The sequence below is a fragment of the Vibrio profundi genome, assembly GCF_043642225.1.
Classification (GTDB): domain Bacteria; phylum Pseudomonadota; class Gammaproteobacteria; order Enterobacterales; family Vibrionaceae; genus Vibrio; species Vibrio profundi_A.
This window is the reverse complement of sequence record NZ_JBHZSF010000002.1, coordinates 625,953-649,354: the sequence shown is the minus strand read 5'-3', so window position 1 is coordinate 649,354 and position 23,402 is coordinate 625,953. Positions and strand designations below refer to the sequence as shown.

Below are 23,402 nucleotides of genomic sequence, written 5' to 3'. Positions count from 1 at the left end.
TCCGTCACACCGAAATTAACTTCCATTTGCCATGATGATTGTGTGGGTAATGATTCCCCTTTAAATATCAAGGAGCCGAATGTCACCGAGTAATGGAGTATCTGCGTTAATTGCCTTATTTAAAGCTATGCTAGGAAGCTTACGAGACCTTTTGCCTATCGTGCTGGTTATAGCTTTCTTTCAGCTGGTGGTACTGCAAGAGCCTTTACCACACCTATTGTCCATACTGTTTGGCTTAGTATTGGTGGTGTTGGGGCTGACATTTTTTATCTTTGGTCTAGAAATGGGGCTGTTTCCTATCGGTGAATCAATGGCTCAAGCTTTCGCTCGGAAAGGAAGCGTGTTCTGGCTGCTAGTGTTCGCATTTTGTTTAGGCTTTGGCACGACTATCGCTGAACCAGCACTTACTGCGGTTGCGGCCGAGGCGGCGGAGGTGGCTGCAGAAGGGGGAGTCATTCCGCATAACGAAGATGAAATGGAAGGCTATGCCGATGGGCTAAGACTCACGGTTGCGCTCTCTGTCGGTGTTGCGATTTTGTTGGGGGTTCTGAGGATACTAAAAGGGTGGCCTATTCATTACATGATTATCGGTGGCTACATAGGAGTAGTTGTTCTTACAGGGTTTGCCCCGGAAAACATTATTGGGATTGCTTACGACTCGGGGGGCGTAACGACTTCGACCATCACTGTACCATTGGTGACAGCGCTTGGGGTGGGTTTAGCCTCGTCGATTAAAGGAAGAAACCCCATGATTGATGGCTTTGGGCTTATTGCATTTGCGTCATTACTACCCATGATGTTCGTCATGGTATATGGGATGGTGGTGACATGATTAGCGTTGCTCAATTCTTCGAGACCTTTTTGAGCACGATAAGTGATGTAATTCCTATCGCTGCAATCATTTTCGGTTTTCAAATTGCCATTTTACGTAAACCAATCACTAATCTGGCAACGGTACTCCTCGGCTTTTTCTACGTAATCTTAGGCTTATCACTCTTTTTGCTTGGTTTGGAACTGGCGCTGTTTCCTTTAGGTGAAACCATGGCTCAGCAGTTGACAGCTCCGGACTTTCTTCAAGAATTCAAAATAAGTATCGGCAATAAACTTGAGTGGTTTGATTACTATTGGGTTTATTTATTCGCATTCTTCATCGGCTTTAGTACGACTATCGCAGAGCCTTCGTTGATCGCTGTTGCGATCAAAGCAAGTCAGGTATCTGGTGGCAGTATCAGTGTAAATGGTCTAAGAATTGCTGTGGCTTTAGGAGTGGCGATTGGTATTTCATTAGGGAGCTATCGAATCGTTGCTGGCGACCCCATCCATTATTACATCATCGCAGGGTACATAGTGGTTGTGATCCAGACATTCTACGCGCCTAAGCTCATTGTTCCGTTGGCGTATGATTCTGGTGGAGTAACCACTTCTACCGTCACGGTGCCATTAGTTACGGCTTTGGGGTTAGGGCTGGCGTCAACGGTGCCGGGTAGAAACCCCGTCATTGATGGTTTTGGATTAATTGCATTCGCAAGCCTTTTTCCGATCATTTCGGTGATGGCTTACGCACAAATAACGCGGTGGCTTAATGGTGAACATGCCACGAAGGAGAGTAGTGATGCGCTTTAAACTAATTTTGGCGTTTGTAGAAGACAGCAAGACTGACGTAGTACTAGACGCCGCACGAAGTGCTGGCGCGACAGGGGCGACAGTCATCAATAACGCTCGCGGCCAAGGGCTTAACCAAAAACGTACCTTTTTCGGGCTGACGCTAGAGGTACAAAAAGACGTGCTTCTGTTTGTGGTCGAAGAGCACCTTGCAAGGCACATTCTTGAAACGATAAGTGAGGTTGGGGAGTTCGATCAGGAGTCTGGGCAGGGTATCGCTGTTCAAATTGATATCGAAGATGCGGTAGGGGTAGCTCATCAAGTGGAAACCCTAACTAAAGTGGTTGAGGAAGAATTATGAATAAGCATGAGAAAAGACGAATTCGTGATGTAATGGCAAATACTTACGTTATTATTGATGGGTTAACTACGGTTCATGAAGGGATTGAGTTAGCGCGAAAGCACAGTGTAAAAGCCCTGATTGTGAATAAACGACACGACGACGATGAATACGGAATCGTATTAATGAACGATATTGCGAAAAAGGTATTGGCTAAAAATCGTTCTTCTCGTCGAACCAATATTTATGAAATCATGACTAAACCTGCTTTATCGGTCGACCCTGAAATGAACGTGAAATATTGTGCTCGTTTGTTTGAACGCTTTGGGATAAGTCGCGCACCTGTGATTGAAGATGGGCAAGTCATAGGAATGGTCAGTTACAATAATATTGTCGTGAATGGTATGGCAATTGATGACGAATAAGTCTTGATGACGCACCGCTCTGGATTACGTACAATAGCCGAAAAAGCATTCTACGGAGATGTACGACTTGAAACTCTTTTTCGCTTCTGACTTACATGGCTCTCTTCCTGCGACGGAAAAAGTCTTAGAGCTATTTAAGCAATCTGGGGCCCAGCATTTAATATTGCTAGGGGATGCATTGAATCACGGCCCGAGAAACCCAATTCCTGAAGGCTACAATCCGCCGAAGGTTGCAAAGCTATTGAATGAGTTTGCTCACGATATCATTGCGGTTAGGGGAAATTGTGATAGCGAAGTCGATCAGATGCTACTCTCTTTCCCAATGATGAGTGCATATTCTTGGGTGCTGTTAAATAACAACAAGCGCATCTTCCTGACTCATGGTCACCTGTACCACGCAGATAAAAAACCCACTCTCAAAGCGGGGGATGTGATTGCGCACGGGCATACACACATTCCAACGGCTGAATATCAACAAGAACACTTTATCTTTAATCCTGGTTCTATCACGTTCCCAAGAAATGGCTTTGAACCAAGTTATGGTCTCTATGAAAACGGTATATTTAAAGTGATCAGTTTATCTGGAAATGAAATTCTTAGCGGCGAACTATAAAGTAACTTAATTTGCTTATTTAGAATCGACATGCCCTAGGTCGCGATCTGGGGCAATGACATCACGGACGCGTTTTTTGAGCTCTTTCGCCTCTGGGAAACCTTCGTCCTTTTTACGCTCCCATAACTGCACGCCATTACAAAAGATCTCGAATCGTCCACCTGTATCAGGGTGTAGGCTAAGGCTTTCAATTTCTTCACTAAATGTGTGTAACAGCTCTTGGCTTAACCAACTTGCACGAAGCATCCAGTTACACTGGCGGCAGTAATGAATTTGGATGTTTGCTTTTATCATTAAATATTCCCTCTAAAGCAGTAATTTTAAACCCACAGCGAACGTTAGGATCTCGAACGCTATTTTGATGACTTTATTGCTGGAACGATTGGCGAGTATGGCTCCTAAACTGCCACCTAGAAATGAACTCAGTAATAATATAGGCAACCACACCCAGTGAATTGGCGCACCAGCTTGCACCATCGCAATCCCCCCGATGCCATTCCAAAATAGCCCTACGCATATCATCGTCATCGCAACAGCTTGTTTATAACTGTACCCAAACCAGCGCACCAAGAAAATTGTGACTAGTAGGCCAGAACCTGCGGTTAGCGAGCCGTTAATGATACCAATGAAGGCGAGCCCAAGACCACCTGTTAGCCACCCGCTGAATGTACGGTGGATTGGGATTTCTTGTTGTCCTAAACCTTTTTTGAAACGGGAGTAAACACCAAGTGCTAGGATCATCGAACCCAATAGTTTTTGAGCGATTTCATCCGGAATGAGTAAAACGACATTTGCCCCAATAACCACACCGACACTGCCGGTGAAGATTAAATAGAGACAGGTTCTATAGTTGAGTTTCCCTTGCTTTATATGAGAGTAGGCGGCACCCAACCCAAGGGCTACACTGGCAACTTTATGGGTTGCTAAAGCAATAGAAAATGGAAGCCCAAGAAAGATAAGTAATGGGAACTGAAGTAAACCTGCGCCTCCTCCTGATAGGGAAGCTAAAGTATTCGCGATGAGCGAACCAAAGAAAAGAGTAAGAGAGCTGACGAAATCCATAACATTAAAATAGGGGGCACCGTGCCCCCTAACGTAACCAAACCGTTAGAAGCTAGTTTGAGAAGAGTACTGTAGAGCCATGATTTAAGCTAGTCAGAAGCAAGGTTTTTGGATTAACGATGTCAATCCTACGGCTTTGCTCTGCATCCATTTTGATCACTTGAGTGATAAGGTTTAGCTGCTCTTCGGTGAAGTCTTTACTTTGTGTTGACGTTACGTCTTTAAATTCAGTTGGAGAAATCAATAAGTAGTTATCATTGATGTCCCATTGGCCTGTCTCTGAAATATTAATGACATTCTGGCTATTCGGCTCGTTGCTGAATAAACGAACGACGGACATACGAATATAGGTGCCATTAGGCAGGTATTTTGCGTTTGCAGTGAGTTCTACTTTGGTTAATGGCCCGATTGATTCTTCTTGGCTGTGATTATTAATCAAACTCACCATTTTAGATTGCCACTCCTGTGAAGTGAGCAACTGTTCCACTTTCGCGTCACTTCCCCAATATAGCCAAGAACTAAATAGAGCAGAGGCTAATAGAATAATAAGTGAAGGTTTCATTTTCATTAGTTGTCACCTTTACAGATTGCGCTCAGATCCGATTGTTCAGTGAAAATTCGCAATGTCACGTTTTCACTGGCGTGTTCTTGGTTGTGGATGTAGTTCAGAACCACTTGATTACTTTGACCACCCGTTGCAATTACGTGAATTGGTTTGCGATCGTTAGGGTGATCTTCGTTGTACTGAGCGACACACTTCTCAATCGATCCTAACCAAGAGTCCAAACTCGGGTGACTGATAGGGGATAGGATTTGAACATCATCGACTTCAGATAATGTACGGAATTTTGACTCGGCAGGGTTGGTAAACGCCAACACCATTAAAGGTAATAAAACGGCAGCCAAAATGATTAGACGAGGAATCCATTTATCTTGCGCTGATGGTGATTCATTCGTCGCTGGTTCATGCGCTACAGGTTGCTCTGTAGTTGACTGAGCAGGTTCTTGAATTGGCGACTCACCAGAAGGAGATTCTTCTGGCAATGAATCTTTGCTTTCTTGAGGGGAAATTGAGGTTTCTAGCTCAGAAAGATCGAATGGCTGTTCGCTAGATGAAAGTGGCACCGAGCGTTCGACGCTTGCAATAAACTGGTATCCGCGTTTTGGCACAGTTTTAACGAACTCAGGTGACTTAGTAGAGTCTTTTAGCATTTTACGTAGTGTAGAAACGGCTTGAGTTAGGCTAGAGTCATCCACTTCGAACCCTTGGTCACGCCAAACGTATTCATGAAGCTCATTACGAGTTATGACTTCATTAGGGCGCTCTGAAAGCATAAGTAAAATGCGACTTTCATTACTTCCTAGACGAACGACTTCACTATCATTGGTCTGATCAACCAACGAGTTACTATTTGGGTCAAAGATAAACCTTTGCGCGAGTATAAACTTGGTGCCTATATTGCTCATTGAATTCTTCTATATATTGAAATGGTCGAGTTCGATATACCTTCAAAAGTAAAACCGCTACAAACAGGCGTTACTCAAAGCTATTTTATGTTCTTTTATAATTTGAGATGTAAGCATAATCAAAACAAATCAAAAAAACAGTGTTTTTATGATTTTTGACCTTGAATTTACAATTGTCATCCTCATGTTAATGAACATATCAAGACCAACAGTTGAAAGGTTAGTTCTTCAATTGTTTAAAATTAGAGATGTTTTGGAGTAAAAATGAGCGAGACAGCAACGCACAATAAAGAAACTCGTGGCTTTCAATCTGAAGTAAAACAGTTACTTCATTTAATGATTCACTCACTGTACTCAAATAAAGAGATTTTCTTACGTGAGCTGATTTCGAATGCATCAGATGCATCTGATAAATTGCGCTTTCAAGCGCTATCTGATGCCGAGCTATACCAGGGAGACGCAGATCTAGGAGTTAAGCTTTCTTTTAATGTAGAAGCTAACACGCTAACTATCTCAGATAACGGCATAGGCATGAGCCGTGAGGATGTGATTGAACACCTAGGCACTATCGCAAAATCTGGTACTGCAGACTTTTTCTCTAAGCTTTCTGAAGACCAATCTAAAGATTCACAATTGATTGGCCAGTTTGGTGTTGGTTTCTATTCAGCATTTATTGTCGCAGACGCTGTGACAGTGCGTACTCGCGCTGCTGGTTCATCTTCTGATCAAGCGGTTCAGTGGCATTCTGCTGGTGAAGGTGAATACACGATTGAAGACATCACCAAAGAGTCTCGAGGCACAGACATTGTTCTTCATATGCGTGAAGAAGGTAAAGAGTTTTTAAATGAGTACCGCCTTCGTGAAGTGATTGGTAAGTATTCTGATCATATCGGTATTCCAGTTTCTATTTTGACGGCTGTTAAAGACGAAGAAGGTAAAGAAACAGAAGATAAGAAGTGGGAGCAAATTAATAAAGCTCAAGCGCTTTGGACTCGTAATAAATCTGATATTGAAAAAGAAGAATATCAAGAGTTCTACAAGCACGTATCTCATGACTTTGCTGACCCATTAACTTGGAGCCACAACAAAGTTGAAGGCAAGAACGACTACACAAGCCTGCTATACATCCCAGCGAAAGCACCTTGGGACATGATGAACCGTGACCATAAGAGTGGCTTGAAGTTATACGTACAGCGTGTATTCATCATGGACGATGCTGAACAATTCATGCCATCTTACATGCGTTTCGTACGTGGCTTAATTGATTCTAATGACCTGCCTTTGAACGTATCTCGTGAAATCTTACAAGATAATAAAGTAACGCAATCGTTGCGTGGTGCGTGTACTAAGCGTGTGCTGACGATGCTTGAGCGTCTTGCGAAGAACGATGAAGAGAAGTACCAAGAGTTCTGGAAAGAGTTCGGCCTTGTAATGAAAGAAGGTCCAGCTGAAGACATGGCAAATAAAGATAAAATTGCTGGTCTACTTCGTTTTGCTTCGACTCATGTGGATTCTTCGGATCAAACTATTAGCTTAGCTTCTTACGTTGAGCGTATGAAAGAAGGCCAAGACAAGATTTACTACCTAACAGCAGACAGCTACGCTGCTGCGAAAAACAGCCCTCACCTTGAGCAGTTTAAAGCGAAGGGTATTGAAGTTGTGTTGATGTTCGATCGCATCGATGAGTTCTTGATGAACTACTTAACAGAGTTCGATGGCAAACAGTTCCAATCTATCACTAAAGCTGGCTTGGATTTAAGCAAGTTTGAAGGTGAAGAAGAGAAAGAGAAGCAGAAAGAAACCGAAGAAGAATTCAAGTCTGTTGTTGAACGTACTCAAGCTTATCTTGGTGACCGTGTGAAAGAAGTTCGTACGACCTTTAAGCTGGCTACGACTCCTGCGGTAGTTGTCACAGACGACTTTGAAATGGGAACTCAGATGGCGAAGCTATTAGAGGCTGCTGGTCAAGCTGCTCCAGAAGTGAAGTACATCTTTGAAATCAACCCAGAACATGCTTTAGTGAAACAGATGGCAGATGAAGCCGATGAAGAAGCTTTCGGTCGTTGGGTTGAAGTATTACTAGGTCAAGCAATGCTTGCAGAGAAGGGTTCGATGGAAGACCCTTCGCAATTCTTAGGTGCAATCAACAACCTTTTGACTAAGGGCTAAGAATAAATTGTGTAGATAAAAGCTCGCATTTGCGAGCTTTTTTAATGAAATGCAGTAAACAGGCATCTATCTCCGTTGAATAGTGTATTGAGCAGAAGTTAAAGAGTATCAATCATATTCTTTAGTCTTAAATTCAGCCAAAATGAATATTAATGTGATAGAATGCCCGACCTAAATGTAGTGCTTATGTGTGAAAATCACGCGAATAAAATAAACCTACATTAACTTTAAACGTTATACCGAAACTTATCGTGTGGTCATTATGTTGAATTAATAATCAACGTTGATTAATTATCAGATAGTGAGCTTCGGTATAAATCATAATTTCAAAAGAGGATTCAACATGCGCATCATTCTTCTAGGTGCTCCTGGCGCGGGTAAAGGTACTCAAGCTAACTTCATCATGGGTAAATTTGGTATCCCTCAAATTTCAACAGGTGACATGCTACGTGCTGCTATCAAAGCGGGTACTGAACTTGGTAAACAAGCGAAATCAGTAATCGATGCGGGTCAACTAGTTTCTGATGAAATTATCCTTGGTCTAATCAAAGAGCGTATCGCTCAAGATGACTGCGAAAAAGGTTTCCTGCTAGACGGTTTCCCTCGCACAATCCCACAGGCTGATGGCTTAAAAGAAATGGGTATTGCAGTAGATTACGTTGTTGAATTCGACGTAGCTGACGATGTGATCGTTGAGCGTATGGCTGGTCGCCGTGCTCATCTTCCTTCTGGTCGTACTTACCACGTAGTGTACAACCCGCCTAAAGAAGAAGGTAAAGACGACGTTACTGGTGAAGAACTTGTTGTTCGTGATGACGACAAAGAAGAAACAGTACGTGCTCGTCTAGGTGTTTACCACGAGCAAACTGCTCCACTTATCGCTTACTACGGTAAAGAAGCTGAAGCTGGTAACACTAAGTACCTAAAATTTGACGGTACTAAGCAAGTTGCTGAAGTTAGTGCAGAACTTGAGAAAGCACTAGCATAATTGGCTAACAGCCAGTTTTATAATTTGATATATTGGAAGCGACCGCTAAGGTCGCTTTTTTTATGATAATTTCCTGGGCTAAATCAGCTGGAGCATTACCGAGTCGGAGTGATTGAGAGTCCAATCACACATACTTGGGGAAGTTATCAAAGAAGGTGATCTCAACGACAACGGGTCAAGTATAAGACTTTCCAAACTTCATCAATGGTCTCAGGTACTATGCAAAATAATAAGAAGCAGGGTGTGTTGCTGGTGAACCTCGGTACGCCCGATTCCGCAACTCCCGCAGCTGTTCGACGTTTTTTAAGTGAATTTTTACATGATAAGCGAGTCGTCAACCTGACTCGTTGGCTTTGGTGCCCAATCCTCCATGGTGTAATTTTGCCTATCCGCTCTCCAAAGGTCGCTAAGCTGTATCAATCCGTTTGGATGGATGATGGATCTCCGTTACTTGTATACTCTCAAAGACAAGTTGAAAAGCTTCAGGAAAAATTGGAGATGCCAGTTGCGTTGGGAATGACTTATGGCAACCCAAGTCTAAAAACGGGTGTTGAGCAACTGATGGAGCAGGGCGTTGAGGACATCATCGTATTGCCTTTGTATCCTCAGTATTCAGGCACTACCACCGCGGCGGTGTCGGATGGTTTAACCAAAGCCTTTAAGCAGATGCCTGTTATTCCTAGTTATCGCTTTATCCGTGATTACTACGCACACCCTAGTTACACCAAAGCACTGGCTGACAGTGTACGCAGTCATTGGGAGAAAAATGGCAGAGCGGATCACTTAGTGTGTTCTTTCCACGGTATTCCGAAGCGACTGGCTGATGAAGGGGATATTTACCCTCAGCACTGTGAAGCAACAACTAAACTACTAGCTGAAGAGCTCGGCTTATCTTCAGACGCTATCACTATGACTTACCAGTCTCGATTTGGTCGAGAGGAGTGGTTAAAGCCATACACAGATGAGACGCTTGAATCATTGCCAAGCAAAGGGATCAAGAAGATCGATATCATGGCTCCAGCTTTCTCGGTGGACTGTTTAGAAACGCTGGAAGAGATTTCTGATCAGTGCAAGGAAACCTTCATTGACGCTGGTGGTTCTGAGTTTAGCTATATCATGTGTCTTAACGACAGAGACTCGCATATCGACATGATGGCTGAACTGGTAGAGATTCACCGTTAATACCGGCTAAATAAATACTAAAAGGGCTGCTCATTGAGCAGCCCTTTTTTAAACGTGTTGTTCTAGCGTCTATTAGGCATTGAACGATATTAGTTATTAAGTGGCATTAGTTATTAAGCAACAGAAGTTTCTGCAGTGCGCTCTTTTTTTGGTTCAGACTCTAGCGTTATGTTGCTCTCTACGCCGTGCATCCATGACACAAGCTTACTAGCACAAAGAAGCAATAAAACGCCGCTGATTGTTGCTGTTATTGCAATGCCACTGAAGATTGCCATCGCGCCTAGCTCACCTACATGAGAACCGACAAGGCCAGCTACGTAGTTTGCAATCGCGTTGAAACCAAACCATGCACCCATCATCAATGATGCTAAACGTAGCGGTGCCAGCTTAGTCACCAACGATAGACCTATAGGAGATAGGCAAAGCTCACCAAGTGTATGGAAGAAGAATGCACCGACTAACCACAGCATAGAGGTTTTAACCGTAAGGTCACCACCTTGCTCCATCACCGCCCCCATTATGCACACGAAACCTAACGCCAAGAAGAACAGAGCCATCGCAAATTTTACCGGCGAGTTTGGTTCACGCTTACCTAACTTCACCCAGAATCCAGCAATGATTGGTGCAAGTGTAATGATGAAGAATGGGTTTAGAGATTGGAACCATGCAGCCGGAACTTCGAAATCACCAACCATACGGTCAGTGTATTGCTGAGTGTAGATGTTCATTAGACCGCCCGCTTGCTCAAAGCCAGCCCAGAACACAATTACGAACAGACCCATAATCAAAATAACTTTTAGTCTGTCGAATTCTTCTTTGGTTAGTGGTGCTTTCTCTTTCGATTTGTTCAGAGCTTTTGCGCGAGCGGCGGCTGGTACAGAACCGATATTGCCCAACCAAGATTGAGCCATTGTCATTTGCATGATTAAGCTAATAACCATACCGATACCCGCCGCTAGGAAACCCGCTTTCCAGCCATACGAATCAACCGCAGCACCAGAGATAAGACCGCCCAGTAGGGCACCTAAGTTGATGCCCATGTAGAAAATAGTAAACGCACCATCACGACGGTTATCACCTTCTTGGTAAAGGTCACCAACCATGGTCGAGATGTTTGGCTTAAACATGCCGTTACCACTGATAAGTAGCGCTAGACCTAAGTAAAGTGCACTCACTTGATCTAAGCCCATGAAGCCACTTGGTAGAGCCAGTGTAAACTGGCCAAGTGCCATTAACACGCCACCAATAAGAATCGACTTACGTTGTCCTAGGTAGTTGTCGGCAATCCAACCACCGATCAATGGTGTAATGTAAACCAAGCCCGTGTAGATGCCATAAAGATCAAGCGCGTCTTTTGTTGACCAGCCTAGTCCACCGTTGATCGTTGTGTCTGTTAAGAATAAAACAAGAATCGCACGCATAGCGTAGTAGGAGAAACGTTCCCATAGCTCTGTGCTGAAAAGCAGAAACAGACCTCGAGGGTGTCCGAAGATGTTGTGTGTGTTTGGCATAAGTTTTACTAATCTTATTTATTAAAGAATTTTATAGTAAATACTGTATACACCTCGGTATTAAATGTGGCAATACAAAGAATTTTATATGGATTTAGGTGCGAATCATCAAGTGTTTGATAATTATGATCTTATTCAATCTTGTAGCTCGAAATTACCGTGGTGCAAACTTAGATTCCATAATTGCGTCGGCTCAATTTGTATAGATATCAGTCGTATAGGTTAAGATTTTCAAGTTTGAGAGCAACGAAGATACTCCCATGTAAGTGAATGATAGTTTTGTTAGATATGATAAAATACGGGGAAATTACATTATTATATTTGGCTAGTTAATATGAAACGTTGGTACTTGCTTTATTGCAAACGAGGAGAGCAGTCTCGGGCAAAGCAGCATTTGGAAAATCAGAATGTTGAGTGCTTTTATCCACAAATAGAAGTGGAAAAAATGGTGCGTGGAAAGTGTAAGGTGGTCGAAGAACCTTTGTTTCCTTCCTATATCTTTGTGCGATTTGATTATGACGAAGGGCCGACCTTTACGACGGTTCGCTCTACTCGTGGCGTTGTTGACTTCATTCGATTTGGTGCGTTACCTCATGAGGTTCAAGGCGATTTAGTCTATGAACTTAAAGAAATTGAGAAAGAAACTGTTGAACTGACGCGAGAAAACCTGCCTGAAGAAGGGCAAACGATTCAAGTCAAAACCGGACAATTTTCTGGTTTTGACGCTATTTTCCAAGAAAGAGATGGTGAAGCTCGCTCTATCATGTTGGTTAAGATGATTAATCAGGTTGTCCCTGTCAGTATTGATAATAAAGATTTGGCTTTGTCTTAAAGAGAAAAATTTAGAAAAGTAAAAAGGCACCAATAGGTGCCTTTTTTACATTCTCGGAACTAGTAAGAGTCGTTATGAACGGCTTGTACTGCTCGCCCTGATGGGTCAACACAGTTTTGGAAAGACTCGTCCCACTCAATTGCTTTTGCAGAAGAACACGCAACAGATGGGCCGCCAGGAACACACTCAGCCGCTGACTCAAGAGGGAACAACTCCTCGAAAATCTCACGATAAGCATAACCTTCTTTGGTTGAAGGTGTATTGTAAGGGAAGCGGAATTTCGCCGTTTCCATTTGCTGATCAGTTACTTTAGCTTCCGCTGTTGCTTTTAGCGTATCAATCCAGTCGTAACCAACACCATCAGAGAATTGCTCTTTTTGACGCCATGCGATCGACTCTGGAAGGTAGTGTTCGAAACACTCACGCAGGATGTGCTTCTCCATTTTACCGTTACCACACATCTTATCTTGAGGGTTTAAACGCATAGCTACGTCAATAAACTCTTTGTCTAAGAAAGGTACACGGCCTTCGACGCCCCATGCTGCCAGCGATTTGTTGGCACGAGCACAGTCAAACATGTTAAGAGCAAGCAGCTTACGTACAGTCTCTTCATGGAACTCTTTAGCGTTTGGTGCTTTATGGAAATATAAGTAGCCTCCAAAGATTTCATCTGCCCCTTCACCAGACAGAACCATCTTGATACCCATAGCTTTGATCTTACGAGCCAGTAAGTACATAGGTGTTGAAGCGCGTATCGTTGTTACATCATAAGTTTCGATGTGGTAAATAACATCACGAATCGCATCTAGGCCTTCTTGGATTGTGTATGTCATTTCGTGGTGCACTGTACCAATTTGATCGGCAACTTCACGTGCAGCTTTCAGGTCGGGGGCGCCTTCAAGGCCAACGGCAAAAGAGTGAAGCTGAGGCCACCACGCTTCTGATTGGCTATCATCTTCGATACGCATCGCTGCGAAGCGTTTAGCGACAGCAGAAGTGATCGACGAATCTAAACCGCCAGATAGAAGCACACCGTAAGGAACATCCGTCATAAGCTGACGTTTCACCGCAGCTTCTAGTGCTTCAGTTAGATCTTGTTTACTAGTGCTGTTGCCTTGAACTGCAGCATACTCATTCCAATCGCGAATGTAGTAACGTTGTGGCTCAGAATCCTTAGAACCATAGAAGCAACCTGGAGGGAATTCACTCACTGTTTTACAAACAGGAACTAGTGCTTTCATTTCTGAAGCCACGTAGTAGTTACCGTGCTCATCGTAGCCTTGGTATAGAGGAATGATACCGATATGGTCACGACCAACTAAGTATTGATCTTTTTCTTCATCGTAAAGGACAAAAGCAAAAATACCGTTTAGTTCTTCAAGCAGGTCTTCACCAAGCTCTTGGTAAAGAGCCAAGATCACTTCACAGTCAGAATCAGTTTGGAACTGATACTTATCTTCGTAGCGAGCACGAAGTTCTTTATGGTTGTATATTTCACCGTTTACAGCAAGGATGTGTTTTTTATCTTGGCTGTACAATGGTTGAGCACCACTATTTAAACCAACAATTGCTAGGCGCTCATGAGCAAGAATTGCGTTATCACTCGCGTAAATTCCAGACCAGTCAGGGCCGCGGTGACGCAGCTTTTTTGACATCTCTAAAGCAACAGGGCGAAGTGCGGCAGCATCAGTTTTGATGTCTAAAATGCCAAATACAGAACACATACAACTTCCTTTTAAATAATTTCCAAATCGTCTGCATTCAATTTGCCATTTTGGCTAAAAAAAGCAACTAGATATCAATAAAAAAATCACACATAGGTTAGTTCGTTATAATTTATTTAATAGAATGGTCTAAATGGTGAATGAAATTGAAGTTTGGTTCAAATGGTGACCAAAATCGCCTTTGGAAAGCCTAATAATAAAGGCAAACCAAAGGCGTAAATGAGCTATGGGCGGGTCAGTTGAGGTTGAAGCTGGTCGCAAACATGACGTGCAAAGCCGCTACCAGCTTCGCTGTAAATATTAAATGCAGCGTCCACGCCGCTTTCTCGAAGAATATCTAGTTGATCTTGATATTCAGCAATTGCCGCGATTTGACCTTTATAGTTGATTGACTTTAATTGCTCTAATGCAGTTTGATTACCTTGGTGGTGAGGCATTGCGAGTAGAACAAGTTTAACGTTAGCTGTGTCAAGAATACGCTCCCAAAAATCTGGGTCGGTGGCATCACCGCTAATGACATTGCGACCTTGGCTTCTGTGGGCGTGTGCTGCGTCCTCTCGCACTTCCACTCCTAAGCATACTTTCCCGTAACGGTTTCTTAATCCGTCGTAGGCGCCAGTACCAATTCGTCCCATTCCAAGGATTAACACTTGAGCATGACCTGGGTTGATGAGTTGGTCCCTTTGGTTGAGCTTCTCAGCTGCATGTTCTTTGAGTAACTTTCTGGATTGTTGGTAGAGTTTATGTCCGATTCGATTTAGTGGTGCAGCGATAAGGAAAGAGAGCGAAACCGCAATCGCAAGCGCGACCAAAATATCACCGGACATCCAACCCATTTTAAACGATAGACCACCCACAATTAGGCCAAATTCACTGAAATTAAAAAGAGATAGAGACGCTAGCAAAGAAGTGCGCACGCGGAACTTAAATCGATTTAGTACTAGGAAGTAGAGTGCGCCCTTAATGGGCAATAAAAGTAGGAACATCAAAGCGAGAACAAACCCTTGTATTGTGGGCTGTTCTGAAAGACCGATATTTAGGAAGAAACAAACAAGAAATAGCTCCTTCAGATTAAATAGGGATTTTGATAGTTCAGATGCTTTACGATGCCCAGCAAGCAACATACCAAGCACAAGTGCGCCCAAGTCAGCTTTTACGCCCACGAGTTCGAAGAGGCCAGCACCGACGACTAAAGCGAAGAAAATACCAAATAATACCAACATTTCCCCGTGTCCAACCCAATCGAGCGCCTTGAAGAATAGCGGTCGAACTAGCGGAAGCGCGAATAGAATGATGGCGTACCACTCAGGCAGCTTTCCTGTCGATGCGGTTAAAAAGACAACGGCAAATATATCCTGCATGACCAGAATGCCAATGGCCAACGTGCCATAAGTCGCATTCATTTCCCCTTTTTCTTGTAGAGACTTAACAGCAAAAACAGTACTGGAGAAAGATAGGGCAAAACCGAGTAGCACGATTTGCTCTAACGACATTGACGCAAGTGATGAAATACCGAGTATTTTGAACCCTAGCAACGCAAGGCTAAAGAACAAGGTAGACATCGCGTTATGAATAGTCGCCCCTGCCCATATTTCCTTGGACAGGAGGGTCTTAATATCGAGCTTTAAGCCGATTGTGAACAAGAGTAGGGTAACACCCAGATCAGCTAGAGTGATGATGGTATCGTTGGATTCGAATCCCATAGCGTACAAACCAAAGCCTGCTAATAGGAAGCCAACTAATGGTGGTAAGTTACATTTTAGAGCGATAAAACCTGCGATAAATGCAGTAGATATTAATATGAGTTCCATAAAAGTTAATTATTTGTCCCTAGCTGTAAAAACGGGTCGTGTTTATTCAAACACGACCCGTTGGTAAATCTATTTGTTGAGTCTAGTCTTCAAGAAGCTTTTGAAGAAGAACGCCGTTTAGCATAGCACGCTTAATCATAGCAAACGCACCCATGGTCGGATATTTGTCTATTTGAGATGCTACAATAGGTAACCCGCTATGAAAAGTTGTTAACGACTGATTTTCTACATTGCGCCTAATTGCAGGGAAAACAATATCTTGAGCGCTTGTAATATCACCAGCAATGATGACTTTTTGAGGGTTGAATAGGTTTATGGTCATCGCTATCGCTTTACCAAGCTGATTGCCAACTCGCACTAAACTTTGCTTAGCTAATTCGTCACCATTAATTGCGTGTTCACATACATCTTTAATGGTAATAGAGTCTAACTCTGTTAGGGATGACTCATATCCTTGCTTGATTAGTTTCTTGACGCGTTCAATGATTGCCGGATTTGCGGCGACAGTTTCCAAACACCCAAAGTTACCGCACTGACATTGCTCACCGAGAGGGTCTATTTGAATATGGCCAATCTCACCGACGTTTCGGTTGTGTCCAAGGAATACTTGTCCATTGACGATAATTCCTGCACCAGTACCGCGGTGCACGCTAACCAAGATAGAATCTTGGCTGTCTTGGCTTGCCCCAAAGTAGTGTTCAGCAAGCGCCATACCACGAACATCGTTACCGACAAAACACGCAACGTTGAATGTATCACGGATAATGTCGCTCAATGCTAGATTGTCAATATCTGTATTAGGCATGTACTCAACAACACCCGTTGTTGGGTTGACAAGACCAGGCAGCGTAATACCAATTGCGATCAATTGTTCAATCGATGCTTGGTTTTGCTCAACAAATGATTTGAGGTGATCGATCAAACCACGCGTTAAATCAGATTGGTTAGTGTAGATAAGGTCTTTATGAGAGAAGGCAAGCTCTTTGCCTCCTAAGTCATATAAACTAAATTGGATGTAATCACGACCTAATCGAACTGCAACTGAGTGGAAAGGCTCAACTTCAGTGGTCAATGATATTGCACGTCTACCGCCAGTAGACGCTTGTTGCGCGACCTCTTTGATAAGGCCGCGTTCTAGAAGTTGGCGGGTAATCTTTGTAACACTTGCTGGTGCGAGTTGACTCACATCTGCAACTTGGATTCGAGAAATCGGCCCTTGTTGATCGATTAATCGATATACCGCTGCACTATTTAGTTGTTTAACTAAATCTACGTTACCTATTTGTCCGCCATTCATTATTAATTTTGCTCGTATTGTCCGTTAACAACAGTCGCTTGAACATTGAAGTCACGATCAAATACAGTGAGGTTTGCAACCATGCCTTTTTTGATTCGGCCTAGTTTGTTTTCCACACCAATTGAAGTCGCAGGGTAAAGAGTTGCCATACGCAGAGCTTCGTCCAAAGCGATACCAGCGTGCTCAACTGTGTTCTGAACTGCTTCGATCATTGTCAGAGCTGAGCCGCCAAGTGTGCCATTTTCATCAACACACTTACCATCACGGTAATATACTTTCTTACCGACAAAAATAAAGTATTCCATGTCAGCGCCTGCAGGAGCTGTGGCATCGGTCACTAATACTAGCTTTTCACCTTTGATTTTGTGAGCAACTCTAATGTTTGCATAATCAACATGGAAACCGTCAGCAATAATACCAGCATACACTTCAGGCGTATCGTAGATTGCGCCAACCACACCAGGTTCACGGCCGACCATAGGAGTCATTGCGTTAAATAGGTGAGTTGCAAAAGTAATTCCTGACTCGAAGCCTTTTCGTGCTTCTGCATATGTCGCGTTTGTGTGGCCGATGGAAACGACTACGCCAGCCGCGTGAAGGCGTTCAATGTGTTCAGGGTCATTGAGCTCAGGTGCTAGGGTCACTTTCGCAACAAGGTCGCTGTTTTCACAAATTAGGCTAATCATATCTTCGTCTGACTTACGAATATGATCGACGCTGTGAATACCTTTTTTCGCAACGTTAAGATAAGGACCTTCTAGGTGTAAACCTAACGATTGGTTCTGGTATTTACTGTGATATTCACGAGCTGCTGTAATCACGGCTCGCATATCTTCATCTGAAGAGGTAATTAGCGTAGGAAGGAAGCTAGTGCAGCCAGATTTTAAGTTAGCTTTATGCATGATTTGCATAGTGTCAGCTGTGATTTCATCATTCAGCATTACGCCGCCACAACCGTTTAGTTGTAGGTCGATAAAACCAGGACTTAAGTTTGCGCCGTCTAGGTCACGAACTTCTAGACCGTCAGGTAATTCAGCAGTAGGGCAAACCGATTTGATGAGGTCATTTTCGATAATAACAGCGTGGTCTGTTAGAACGTCGCTACCCGTGTAGATTTTACAGTTACTTAGCGCATACATAGTCAGCTAATCCTTATTTCGTGAGATCTTTAAATTCATTTTATTTCCTAAAAGTGCACTTAGTTTGTGATCATCATTTAGGCAACGTTTTATCTGTTCAGCAAAGGGCTCAAAAAGTCGAGTTAATTTATAAGTATATGTTTTTGTTTGATTAGTTTTGTTTTTATGGATGAGGCGTATAAAGTGAAAACCGAGATTTGAGCAGGGTTTACTTGCTATACTTAACGTCAAACTGAGACAAATATTATCTACAAATACTCATTTTTTTGAATTGTAAAATAAGTTTTATGATCTCGCTAGCAAAAACCTTGGCATTTGGTAAAAACTGGTGATTAGGATCACAAATGGTAAGGTTTTAATTTGCGGAGCAAAATTAATGGAATAAACTGAATAGGACTAAATTGAGCGACTAAAATAAGTCTCTCGACCAAATTCTAAAAAATCCTATAGGGGGAACTTACGGTGAATATTCTTGGATATGCACAGAAGCTAGGTAAAGCATTAATGCTACCTATCGCAACGCTTCCGATTGCGGCGCTTCTATTACGTTTAGGTCAAGGCGACCTTCTAGATATTCCATTTATGGCTCAGGCTGGTGGCGCGATTTTCGGCAACCTACCGCTGCTATTTGGTCTAGGTATCGCAATTGGTCTTTCGAAAGACGGTAACGGTGCAGCAGGTCTTGCTGGTGCAGTTGCTTACTTCGTACTAACAGCAACAGCAACAACAATCAACGCAGACGTTAACATGTCTTTCTTCGGTGGTATCTTCGCAGGTATCATTGCCGGTCACTCATACAACGCTTTCCATGCAACACGCCTTCCAGAGTGGCTAGCATTCTTTGCCGGTAAACGTTTAGTTCCTATCATGGCTGGTCTGTTTGCTCTAGTGGCTGGTGCAGTTTCTGGTGTGGTATGGCCTGGTGTTCAATCTGGCCTAGATGCACTTGCGCACGCAGTATCTACTTCTGGCGCAGTTGGTCAGTTCGTATACGGTACTCTTAACCGTGCACTTATCCCTGTAGGTCTTCACCACGTATTGAACTCTTACTTCTGGTTCGGTATGGGTACATGTCAAGAGATCATCGTTGCTGGTCAAGGCGCATTTGCTAACATCACACAACTTTGTGTAGACCCTGCACTTGCTAAGACTCTAGTAGTTGGTCAAGAGCACACGTTCACATTCGCTAACTCTGTAACTCCTGAAGTTACTACAGTAGTTAAAGAAGTAACTGAAACAGTTAAGTCTGGTGACCTACACCGCTTCTTCGGTGGCGATAAAGGCGCTGGTGTATTCATGAACGGTTTCTTCCCTGTAATGATGTTTGGTCTACCAGGTGCAGCACTAGCTATGTACCTAGCAGCTCCAGCTGAAAAACGCGGTCAAGTTGGTGGCGCACTATTCTCAGTAGCATTCTGTTCATTCCTAACGGGTATCACAGAGCCACTAGAATTCATGTTCGTATTCCTAGCTCCTGCTCTATACGCAATGCACGCAGTATTTACTGGTCTATCTCTAGTAGTTGCAAACATGTTCGGCACTCTACACGGTTTCGGTTTCTCTGCAGGTCTTATCGACTTCGTATTGAACTGGGGTCTAGCTACTAAGCCACTAGTTCTTCTAGCAATCGGTCTTGGTTTCGGTGCTCTATACTTCTTCACTTTCTCTTTCGCAATCCGCGCTTTCAACCTGAAGTCGCCTGGTCGTGAAGATGATGATGAAGCTCCAGCTCCAGCTGGTGAAGCTCCAAAAGGTGACCTTGCTCGCCAATACCTAAAAGCTCTAGGTGGCCACGAGAACCTTACTGCAATCGACGCATGTATCACTCGTCTACGTCTAACTCTTAAAGACCGCTCTGTTGCTGACGAAGCTGTTCTTAAGAAGCTTGGTGCTAAAGGTGTTGTGAAACTAGGTGAGAACAACCTTCAAGTTATTCTTGGTCCTCTAGCTGAAATCGTAGCTGGCGAAATGAAAGCTATCGGTGCTGGTGAAGACCTATCTGATGTAAAACTTCCATAGTAAGGAAGTACTTAACGGAGAGGTAATCAATACTCTCAAGTAAGTGTCAAAGTGAAGCCTCCCATATGATGGGGGGCTTTTTTGTGTCTACTAGTTAGTAAGAACTAATTGGGTTCGTTCTAATCTTCATCGAACAGTAGAAATAATCGCAATTAACTGATGGTTCTTATTGTGCAAAGGCTAAGAATTGTGGATGATTAGCAACAATGATCTTTCCATCTTGGGCTCGTGCGAAAAGCACTGATTTTCTTAGGCAGGAAAGATAACTTTCTCTGACAATACTAAATACATAGAGGTGCTATAGATGAGTGAAGCTGAGGCTCGTCCATCGAATTTCATTCGCCAAATTATTGATAAAGATTTAGCGGATGGTACACACACTAGCGTGCATACTCGTTTCCCGCCGGAACCAAATGGTTACCTGCACATCGGTCACGCTAAATCTATTTGCTTGAACTTTGGTATTGCTCAGGACTACCAGGGACAATGTAATCTTCGCTTTGATGATACAAACCCTGAAAAAGAAGACGTTGAATACGTTGAGTCAATTAAGAATGATGTAAGCTGGTTAGGCTTCGAATGGTCTGGTGACATTTGTTACTCATCAAACTACTTCGATACGCTTTACGCTTATGCTGTGGAATTAATTAATAAAGGCTTAGCGTACGTTGACGAGCTAAGTCCTGAGCAGATCCGCGAATACCGTGGCACGCTAAAAGAGCCAGGTAAAGCAAGCCCATACCGCGACCGCAGCCCTGAAGAAAACCTAGCGCTATTTGAAAAAATGCGTGACGGTGGCTTTGAAGAAGGCAAAGCGTGTCTGCGTGCTAAGATCGACATGAGCTCGTCATTCATGGTAATGCGCGATCCTGTTATCTACCGTGTTCGTTTTGCTCACCACCATCAGACAGGTGACAAATGGTGCATTTACCCAATGTACGATTTCACTCACTGTATCTCTGATGCGTTGGAAGGTATCACGCACTCTATCTGTACTCTTGAATTCCAAGACAACCGTCGCCTGTACGACTGGGTTCTAGATAACATTACGATTGATTGCCAACCTCGTCAGTACGAGTTCAGCCGTCTGAACCTTGAATACACAGTGATGTCTAAGCGTAAGCTAAACCAACTTGTGGTTGAAAACCTAGTTCAAGGTTGGGATGACCCACGTATGCCGACTATCTCTGGTTTACGTCGTCGTGGTTTCACTTCTGCGTCTATTCGTGAATTCTGTAAGCGTATCGGTGTGACTAAACAAGAGAACATGATTGAGTTCGGTTCGCTTGAGTCTTGTATCCGTGATGACTTGAACGAAAATGCACCACGTGCAATGGCTGTTCTAGATCCGGTTAAGATCGTGATTGAAAACTACGATGCAGACAAAGTAGAAACACTAACGGTTGCTAACCACCCGAACAAACCTGAAATGGGCACTCGTGAAGTACCATTTACTCGTGAAGTTTGGATTGAGCGTGATGACTTCCGTGAAGAAGCAAACAAGAAGTACAAGCGTTTGGTTCTAGGTAAAGAAGTTCGTCTACGTGGTGCTTACGTAATTAAAGCTGAGCGTATCGAGAAAGATGCAGAAGGCAACATTACTACTATCTTCTGTTCTTACGATGCCGAAACGCTAGGTAAGAACCCTGCAGACGGTCGTAAAGTGAAGGGTGTTATCCACTGGGTATCAGCTGATAAAGCACTGCTAGCTGAGATTCGCTTGTACGATCGTTTGTTCACAGTCGCTAACCCAGCAGCTGCGGATGACTTTGCTGCAACGATTAACTCAGAATCGCTTGTTAAGTTGAATGGTTTTGTTGAACCTAGCTTGGCTGAAGCCGCTTCAGAACAAGGTTTCCAATTTGAGCGTACGGGATACTTCTGTGTTGATTCAAAAGACTCTAAGTCAGATTCACTAGTTTTCAACCGCACGGTTGGTCTCCGTGATACTTGGGGAAAAGCAGATAGCTAACAGACTGTTAGAAAGAAAAATGCCAGCTTTTTAGCTGGCATTTTTATTTGAAGGCGAAAGCAAATTATTTTGCTTTATGTGCATTAGGGTTGTCTTTGCAGTTCCCTTCAATACACTTACCGTAAAGGTATAAACTATGGTTAGTTAGTTGGACATTGTACTTTAATGCCACTTCTTTCTGACGCTCTTCAATGATGTCATCAGAAAATTCAATAACTTCGCCACAGTCTAGGCAAACTAAGTGATCGTGGTGGTGTTGAGTCGACAATTCGAAAACTGATTTGCCGCCTTCGAAGTGGTGACGAGTTACAATTCCTGCATCATCAAATTGGTTTAAAACACGGTAAACCGTTGCTAGACCAATTTCTTCACCAAGATCGATCAGTTTCTTATATAAATCTTCAGCGCTAATGTGTTGGCAATCTGGTTGTTGTAATACTTCTAAAATTTTTAGCCTTGGAAGGGTCACTTTAAGACCTGCATCCTTTAGCGCTTGATTATTGTCTGACATATACTTTCCTGTTGATGATCTGTAGCAATTAACAGAATTCAATATTCCTACCATTATAGGTTACTAGCAGGTAACAATAAACCACGAACTTCAAAGGGTTACTACTTAGTGTGTTAAATTTTACTTTTGTAAAATGTAAGTATCTCACATATAGTAGTTGTCAGACCAGTTGCTTTGAGCGACTCTATACTTAGATTTAGACATGGAATGTCATTAATGAACAAACAACTCGCCAAAATTTACAAACCCAATGTCGTCAAGTTTGCCTTGAATATCTGGCCGCCTTTTTGGGGGGCCGGAATTAAAATTACTCGAATCAGTGATGATTTCCGAGAAGTGAATATGTACTTAAAATTGCGATGGTGGAATAAGAATGCCAATCGAACGCAGTATGGCGGCAGCATCTTCTCCCTTACCGACCCTGTGTATTCACTCATGTTAATGGGGATTTTAGGTGAGCAATATTATGTATGGGACAAAGAAGCGAGCATTAACTTCATCAAACCAGGCCAATCTGATTTATACGCCAATTTCGAAATTACTCAAAATCATCTTGATGAAATATATCGGAAAACGGCATTAGGCGACAAATGCTTTCCTGAATTTATTATTCACGTTAAGGATAAAAATGGGAATGTTGTTTCTGAAGTGCAGAGAAAGTTATATGTGCGTAAGAAGCCTGAGTTTAGAGATGAAGAAGAATTGCTTGAGTCATAAAAAAACCTCCGCTAGCGGAGG

21 protein-coding genes and 2 pseudogenes are annotated in these 23,402 nt (G+C 43.0%); 12 read left to right on the top strand and 11 right to left on the bottom strand.

The annotated features are described in order from the left end of the window. Window positions 1-79 precede the first annotated feature (79 nt). The 5 genes from ACHUFI_RS06460 to yfcE all read left to right on the top strand — a co-directional run bounded on the left by ACHUFI_RS06460 (window position 80) and on the right by yfcE (window position 2,980). Window positions 80-832, top strand: a complete 753-nt coding sequence (locus ACHUFI_RS06460) for a DUF1538 family protein (protein ID WP_394247513.1) — start codon at window positions 80-82, stop codon at window positions 830-832. After that, window positions 829-1,623 (top strand): DUF1538 domain-containing protein, encoded by a 795-nt coding sequence (locus ACHUFI_RS06455; RefSeq protein ID WP_394247512.1) that lies wholly within the window; start codon window positions 829-831, stop codon window positions 1,621-1,623. The genes ACHUFI_RS06460 and ACHUFI_RS06455 overlap by 4 nt, the downstream gene beginning before the upstream one ends. After that, window positions 1,613-1,963 carry a P-II family nitrogen regulator gene (locus tag ACHUFI_RS06450; protein ID WP_394247511.1) on the top strand — a complete coding sequence of 117 codons (351 nt, stop codon included), beginning with the start codon at window positions 1,613-1,615 and terminating at the stop codon, window positions 1,961-1,963. Before ACHUFI_RS06455 ends, ACHUFI_RS06450 begins: the two co-directional genes overlap by 11 nt. After that, window positions 1,960-2,367 carry a CBS domain-containing protein gene (locus ACHUFI_RS06445; RefSeq protein WP_394247510.1) on the top strand — a complete coding sequence of 136 codons (408 nt, stop codon included), beginning with the start codon at window positions 1,960-1,962 and terminating at the stop codon, window positions 2,365-2,367. Before ACHUFI_RS06450 ends, ACHUFI_RS06445 begins: the two co-directional genes overlap by 4 nt. 67 nt (window positions 2,368-2,434) lie before the next feature. Further along, window positions 2,435-2,980: a phosphodiesterase gene (gene yfcE, locus ACHUFI_RS06440; RefSeq protein WP_394247509.1), complete on the top strand. Its 546-nt coding sequence runs from the start codon at window positions 2,435-2,437 to the stop codon at window positions 2,978-2,980. A 15-nt stretch (window positions 2,981-2,995) separates the two neighbouring features. On the opposite strand, the gene ACHUFI_RS06435 is transcribed toward yfcE, so the two are convergent. The 5 genes and pseudogenes from ACHUFI_RS06435 to ACHUFI_RS06415 all read right to left on the bottom strand — a co-directional run. Next, window positions 2,996-3,274: an Rdx family protein gene (locus ACHUFI_RS06435; RefSeq protein ID WP_394247508.1), complete on the bottom strand. Its 279-nt coding sequence runs from the start codon at window positions 3,272-3,274 to the stop codon at window positions 2,996-2,998. A gap of 12 nt (window positions 3,275-3,286) precedes the next feature. After that, window positions 3,287-4,042, bottom strand: a complete 756-nt coding sequence (locus tag ACHUFI_RS06430; RefSeq protein ID WP_394247507.1) for a sulfite exporter TauE/SafE family protein — start codon at window positions 4,040-4,042, stop codon at window positions 3,287-3,289. A gap of 52 nt (window positions 4,043-4,094) precedes the next feature. Then, the gene (locus tag ACHUFI_RS06425; protein WP_394247506.1) at window positions 4,095-4,610 is read right to left on the bottom strand and encodes a regulatory protein ToxS; all 516 of its coding nucleotides are present in this window, start codon (window positions 4,608-4,610) and stop codon (window positions 4,095-4,097) included. Further along, window positions 4,610-4,930: pseudogene (locus ACHUFI_RS06420) on the bottom strand (transcriptional regulator); the annotation flags it as partial. The gene ACHUFI_RS06425 and the pseudogene ACHUFI_RS06420, both read right to left, overlap by 1 nt. Window positions 4,931-5,139: 209 nt before the next feature. Beyond that, window positions 5,140-5,509, bottom strand: a pseudogene (locus ACHUFI_RS06415) (winged helix-turn-helix domain-containing protein); the annotation flags it as partial. A gap of 264 nt (window positions 5,510-5,773) precedes the next feature. Here ACHUFI_RS06415 and htpG point away from each other — a divergent pair. The 3 genes from htpG (at window position 5,774) to hemH (ending at window position 9,848) form a co-directional block, all read left to right on the top strand. Beyond that, window positions 5,774-7,678, top strand: coding sequence for a molecular chaperone HtpG (gene htpG, locus ACHUFI_RS06410; protein WP_394247505.1), 1,905 nt, complete (start codon window positions 5,774-5,776; stop codon window positions 7,676-7,678). Window positions 7,679-8,021: 343 nt separating this feature from the next. Beyond that, complete coding sequence (gene adk, locus ACHUFI_RS06405) at window positions 8,022-8,666, top strand: adenylate kinase (protein WP_394247504.1); 645 nt, start codon at window positions 8,022-8,024, stop codon at window positions 8,664-8,666. A gap of 219 nt (window positions 8,667-8,885) precedes the next feature. After that, window positions 8,886-9,848 (top strand): ferrochelatase, encoded by a 963-nt coding sequence (gene hemH, locus ACHUFI_RS06400; protein WP_394247503.1) that lies wholly within the window; start codon window positions 8,886-8,888, stop codon window positions 9,846-9,848. A 113-nt stretch (window positions 9,849-9,961) separates the two neighbouring features. On the opposite strand, the gene ACHUFI_RS06395 is transcribed toward hemH, so the two are convergent. Beyond that, a complete protein-coding gene (locus tag ACHUFI_RS06395; RefSeq protein WP_394247502.1) occupies window positions 9,962-11,359 on the bottom strand; it encodes a peptide MFS transporter in 1,398 nt (465 codons plus the stop codon). Window positions 11,360-11,693: 334 nt separating this feature from the next. On the opposite strand from ACHUFI_RS06395, the gene rfaH reads away from it, so the two are divergent. Further along, complete coding sequence (gene rfaH, locus ACHUFI_RS06390) at window positions 11,694-12,191, top strand: transcription/translation regulatory transformer protein RfaH (RefSeq protein WP_394247501.1); 498 nt, start codon at window positions 11,694-11,696, stop codon at window positions 12,189-12,191. A gap of 59 nt (window positions 12,192-12,250) precedes the next feature. On the opposite strand, the gene asnB is transcribed toward rfaH, so the two are convergent. The 4 genes from asnB to nagA all read right to left on the bottom strand — a co-directional run bounded on the left by asnB (window position 12,251) and on the right by nagA (window position 18,162). After that, window positions 12,251-13,915: an asparagine synthase B gene (asnB, locus tag ACHUFI_RS06385; protein ID WP_394247500.1), complete on the bottom strand. Its 1,665-nt coding sequence runs from the start codon at window positions 13,913-13,915 to the stop codon at window positions 12,251-12,253. Window positions 13,916-14,139: 224 nt separating this feature from the next. Then, window positions 14,140-15,726 carry a cation:proton antiporter domain-containing protein gene (locus ACHUFI_RS06380; RefSeq protein ID WP_394247499.1) on the bottom strand — a complete coding sequence of 529 codons (1,587 nt, stop codon included), beginning with the start codon at window positions 15,724-15,726 and terminating at the stop codon, window positions 14,140-14,142. An 82-nt stretch (window positions 15,727-15,808) separates the two neighbouring features. Continuing rightward, entirely contained in the window at window positions 15,809-17,023 is a 1,215-nt protein-coding gene (nagC, locus tag ACHUFI_RS06375) for a DNA-binding transcriptional regulator NagC (RefSeq protein WP_394247498.1), read from the bottom strand. Between the two features lie 2 nt (window positions 17,024-17,025). Then, the gene (nagA, locus tag ACHUFI_RS06370) at window positions 17,026-18,162 is read right to left on the bottom strand and encodes an N-acetylglucosamine-6-phosphate deacetylase (RefSeq protein ID WP_394247497.1); all 1,137 of its coding nucleotides are present in this window, start codon (window positions 18,160-18,162) and stop codon (window positions 17,026-17,028) included. 504 nt (window positions 18,163-18,666) lie between these two features. On the opposite strand from nagA, the gene nagE reads away from it, so the two are divergent. Continuing rightward, complete coding sequence (gene nagE, locus ACHUFI_RS06365) at window positions 18,667-20,181, top strand: N-acetylglucosamine-specific PTS transporter subunit IIBC (protein WP_394247546.1); 1,515 nt, start codon at window positions 18,667-18,669, stop codon at window positions 20,179-20,181. 304 nt (window positions 20,182-20,485) lie between these two features. Continuing rightward, on the top strand, window positions 20,486-22,153 hold the full coding sequence (gene glnS, locus ACHUFI_RS06360; protein ID WP_394247496.1) for a glutamine--tRNA ligase: 1,668 nt from the start codon (window positions 20,486-20,488) through the stop codon (window positions 22,151-22,153). A gap of 64 nt (window positions 22,154-22,217) precedes the next feature. Here glnS and fcrX read toward each other — a convergent pair whose 3' ends face one another. Further along, window positions 22,218-22,664: a ferric iron uptake transcriptional regulator FcrX gene (fcrX, locus tag ACHUFI_RS06355; RefSeq protein ID WP_394247495.1), complete on the bottom strand. Its 447-nt coding sequence runs from the start codon at window positions 22,662-22,664 to the stop codon at window positions 22,218-22,220. Between the two features lie 216 nt (window positions 22,665-22,880). On the opposite strand from fcrX, the gene ACHUFI_RS06350 reads away from it, so the two are divergent. Then, complete coding sequence (locus ACHUFI_RS06350) at window positions 22,881-23,381, top strand: DUF4442 domain-containing protein (protein ID WP_394247494.1); 501 nt, start codon at window positions 22,881-22,883, stop codon at window positions 23,379-23,381. Window positions 23,382-23,402: the final 21 nt, after the last annotated feature.

Excerpts from the sequence above, each read along its gene's own strand:
- nagA (WP_394247497.1), bottom strand. The coding sequence starts at position 18,162 with ATGTATGCGCTAAGTAACTGTAAAATCTACACGGGTAGCGACGTTCTA.
- rfaH (WP_394247501.1), top strand. The coding sequence starts at position 11,694 with ATGAAACGTTGGTACTTGCTTTATTGCAAACGAGGAGAGCAGTCTCGG.
- ACHUFI_RS06430 (WP_394247507.1), bottom strand. The coding sequence starts at position 4,042 with ATGGATTTCGTCAGCTCTCTTACTCTTTTCTTTGGTTCGCTCATCGCG.
- ACHUFI_RS06395 (WP_394247502.1), bottom strand. The coding sequence starts at position 11,359 with ATGCCAAACACACACAACATCTTCGGACACCCTCGAGGTCTGTTTCTG.
- glnS (WP_394247496.1), top strand. The coding sequence starts at position 20,486 with ATGAGTGAAGCTGAGGCTCGTCCATCGAATTTCATTCGCCAAATTATT.
- ACHUFI_RS06435 (WP_394247508.1), bottom strand. The coding sequence starts at position 3,274 with ATGATAAAAGCAAACATCCAAATTCATTACTGCCGCCAGTGTAACTGG.
- htpG (WP_394247505.1), top strand. The coding sequence starts at position 5,774 with ATGAGCGAGACAGCAACGCACAATAAAGAAACTCGTGGCTTTCAATCT.
- ACHUFI_RS06460 (WP_394247513.1), top strand. The coding sequence starts at position 80 with ATGTCACCGAGTAATGGAGTATCTGCGTTAATTGCCTTATTTAAAGCT.
- fcrX (WP_394247495.1), bottom strand. The coding sequence starts at position 22,664 with ATGTCAGACAATAATCAAGCGCTAAAGGATGCAGGTCTTAAAGTGACC.
- ACHUFI_RS06445 (WP_394247510.1), top strand. The coding sequence starts at position 1,960 with ATGAATAAGCATGAGAAAAGACGAATTCGTGATGTAATGGCAAATACT.
- adk (WP_394247504.1), top strand. The coding sequence starts at position 8,022 with ATGCGCATCATTCTTCTAGGTGCTCCTGGCGCGGGTAAAGGTACTCAA.
- nagC (WP_394247498.1), bottom strand. The coding sequence starts at position 17,023 with ATGAATGGCGGACAAATAGGTAACGTAGATTTAGTTAAACAACTAAAT.
- nagE (WP_394247546.1), top strand. The coding sequence starts at position 18,667 with ATGCTACCTATCGCAACGCTTCCGATTGCGGCGCTTCTATTACGTTTA.
- ACHUFI_RS06455 (WP_394247512.1), top strand. The coding sequence starts at position 829 with ATGATTAGCGTTGCTCAATTCTTCGAGACCTTTTTGAGCACGATAAGT.
- hemH (WP_394247503.1), top strand. The coding sequence starts at position 8,886 with ATGCAAAATAATAAGAAGCAGGGTGTGTTGCTGGTGAACCTCGGTACG.
- ACHUFI_RS06350 (WP_394247494.1), top strand. The coding sequence starts at position 22,881 with ATGAACAAACAACTCGCCAAAATTTACAAACCCAATGTCGTCAAGTTT.
- ACHUFI_RS06450 (WP_394247511.1), top strand. The coding sequence starts at position 1,613 with ATGCGCTTTAAACTAATTTTGGCGTTTGTAGAAGACAGCAAGACTGAC.
- asnB (WP_394247500.1), bottom strand. The coding sequence starts at position 13,915 with ATGTGTTCTGTATTTGGCATTTTAGACATCAAAACTGATGCTGCCGCA.
- ACHUFI_RS06425 (WP_394247506.1), bottom strand. The coding sequence starts at position 4,610 with ATGAAAATGAAACCTTCACTTATTATTCTATTAGCCTCTGCTCTATTT.
- ACHUFI_RS06380 (WP_394247499.1), bottom strand. The coding sequence starts at position 15,726 with ATGGAACTCATATTAATATCTACTGCATTTATCGCAGGTTTTATCGCT.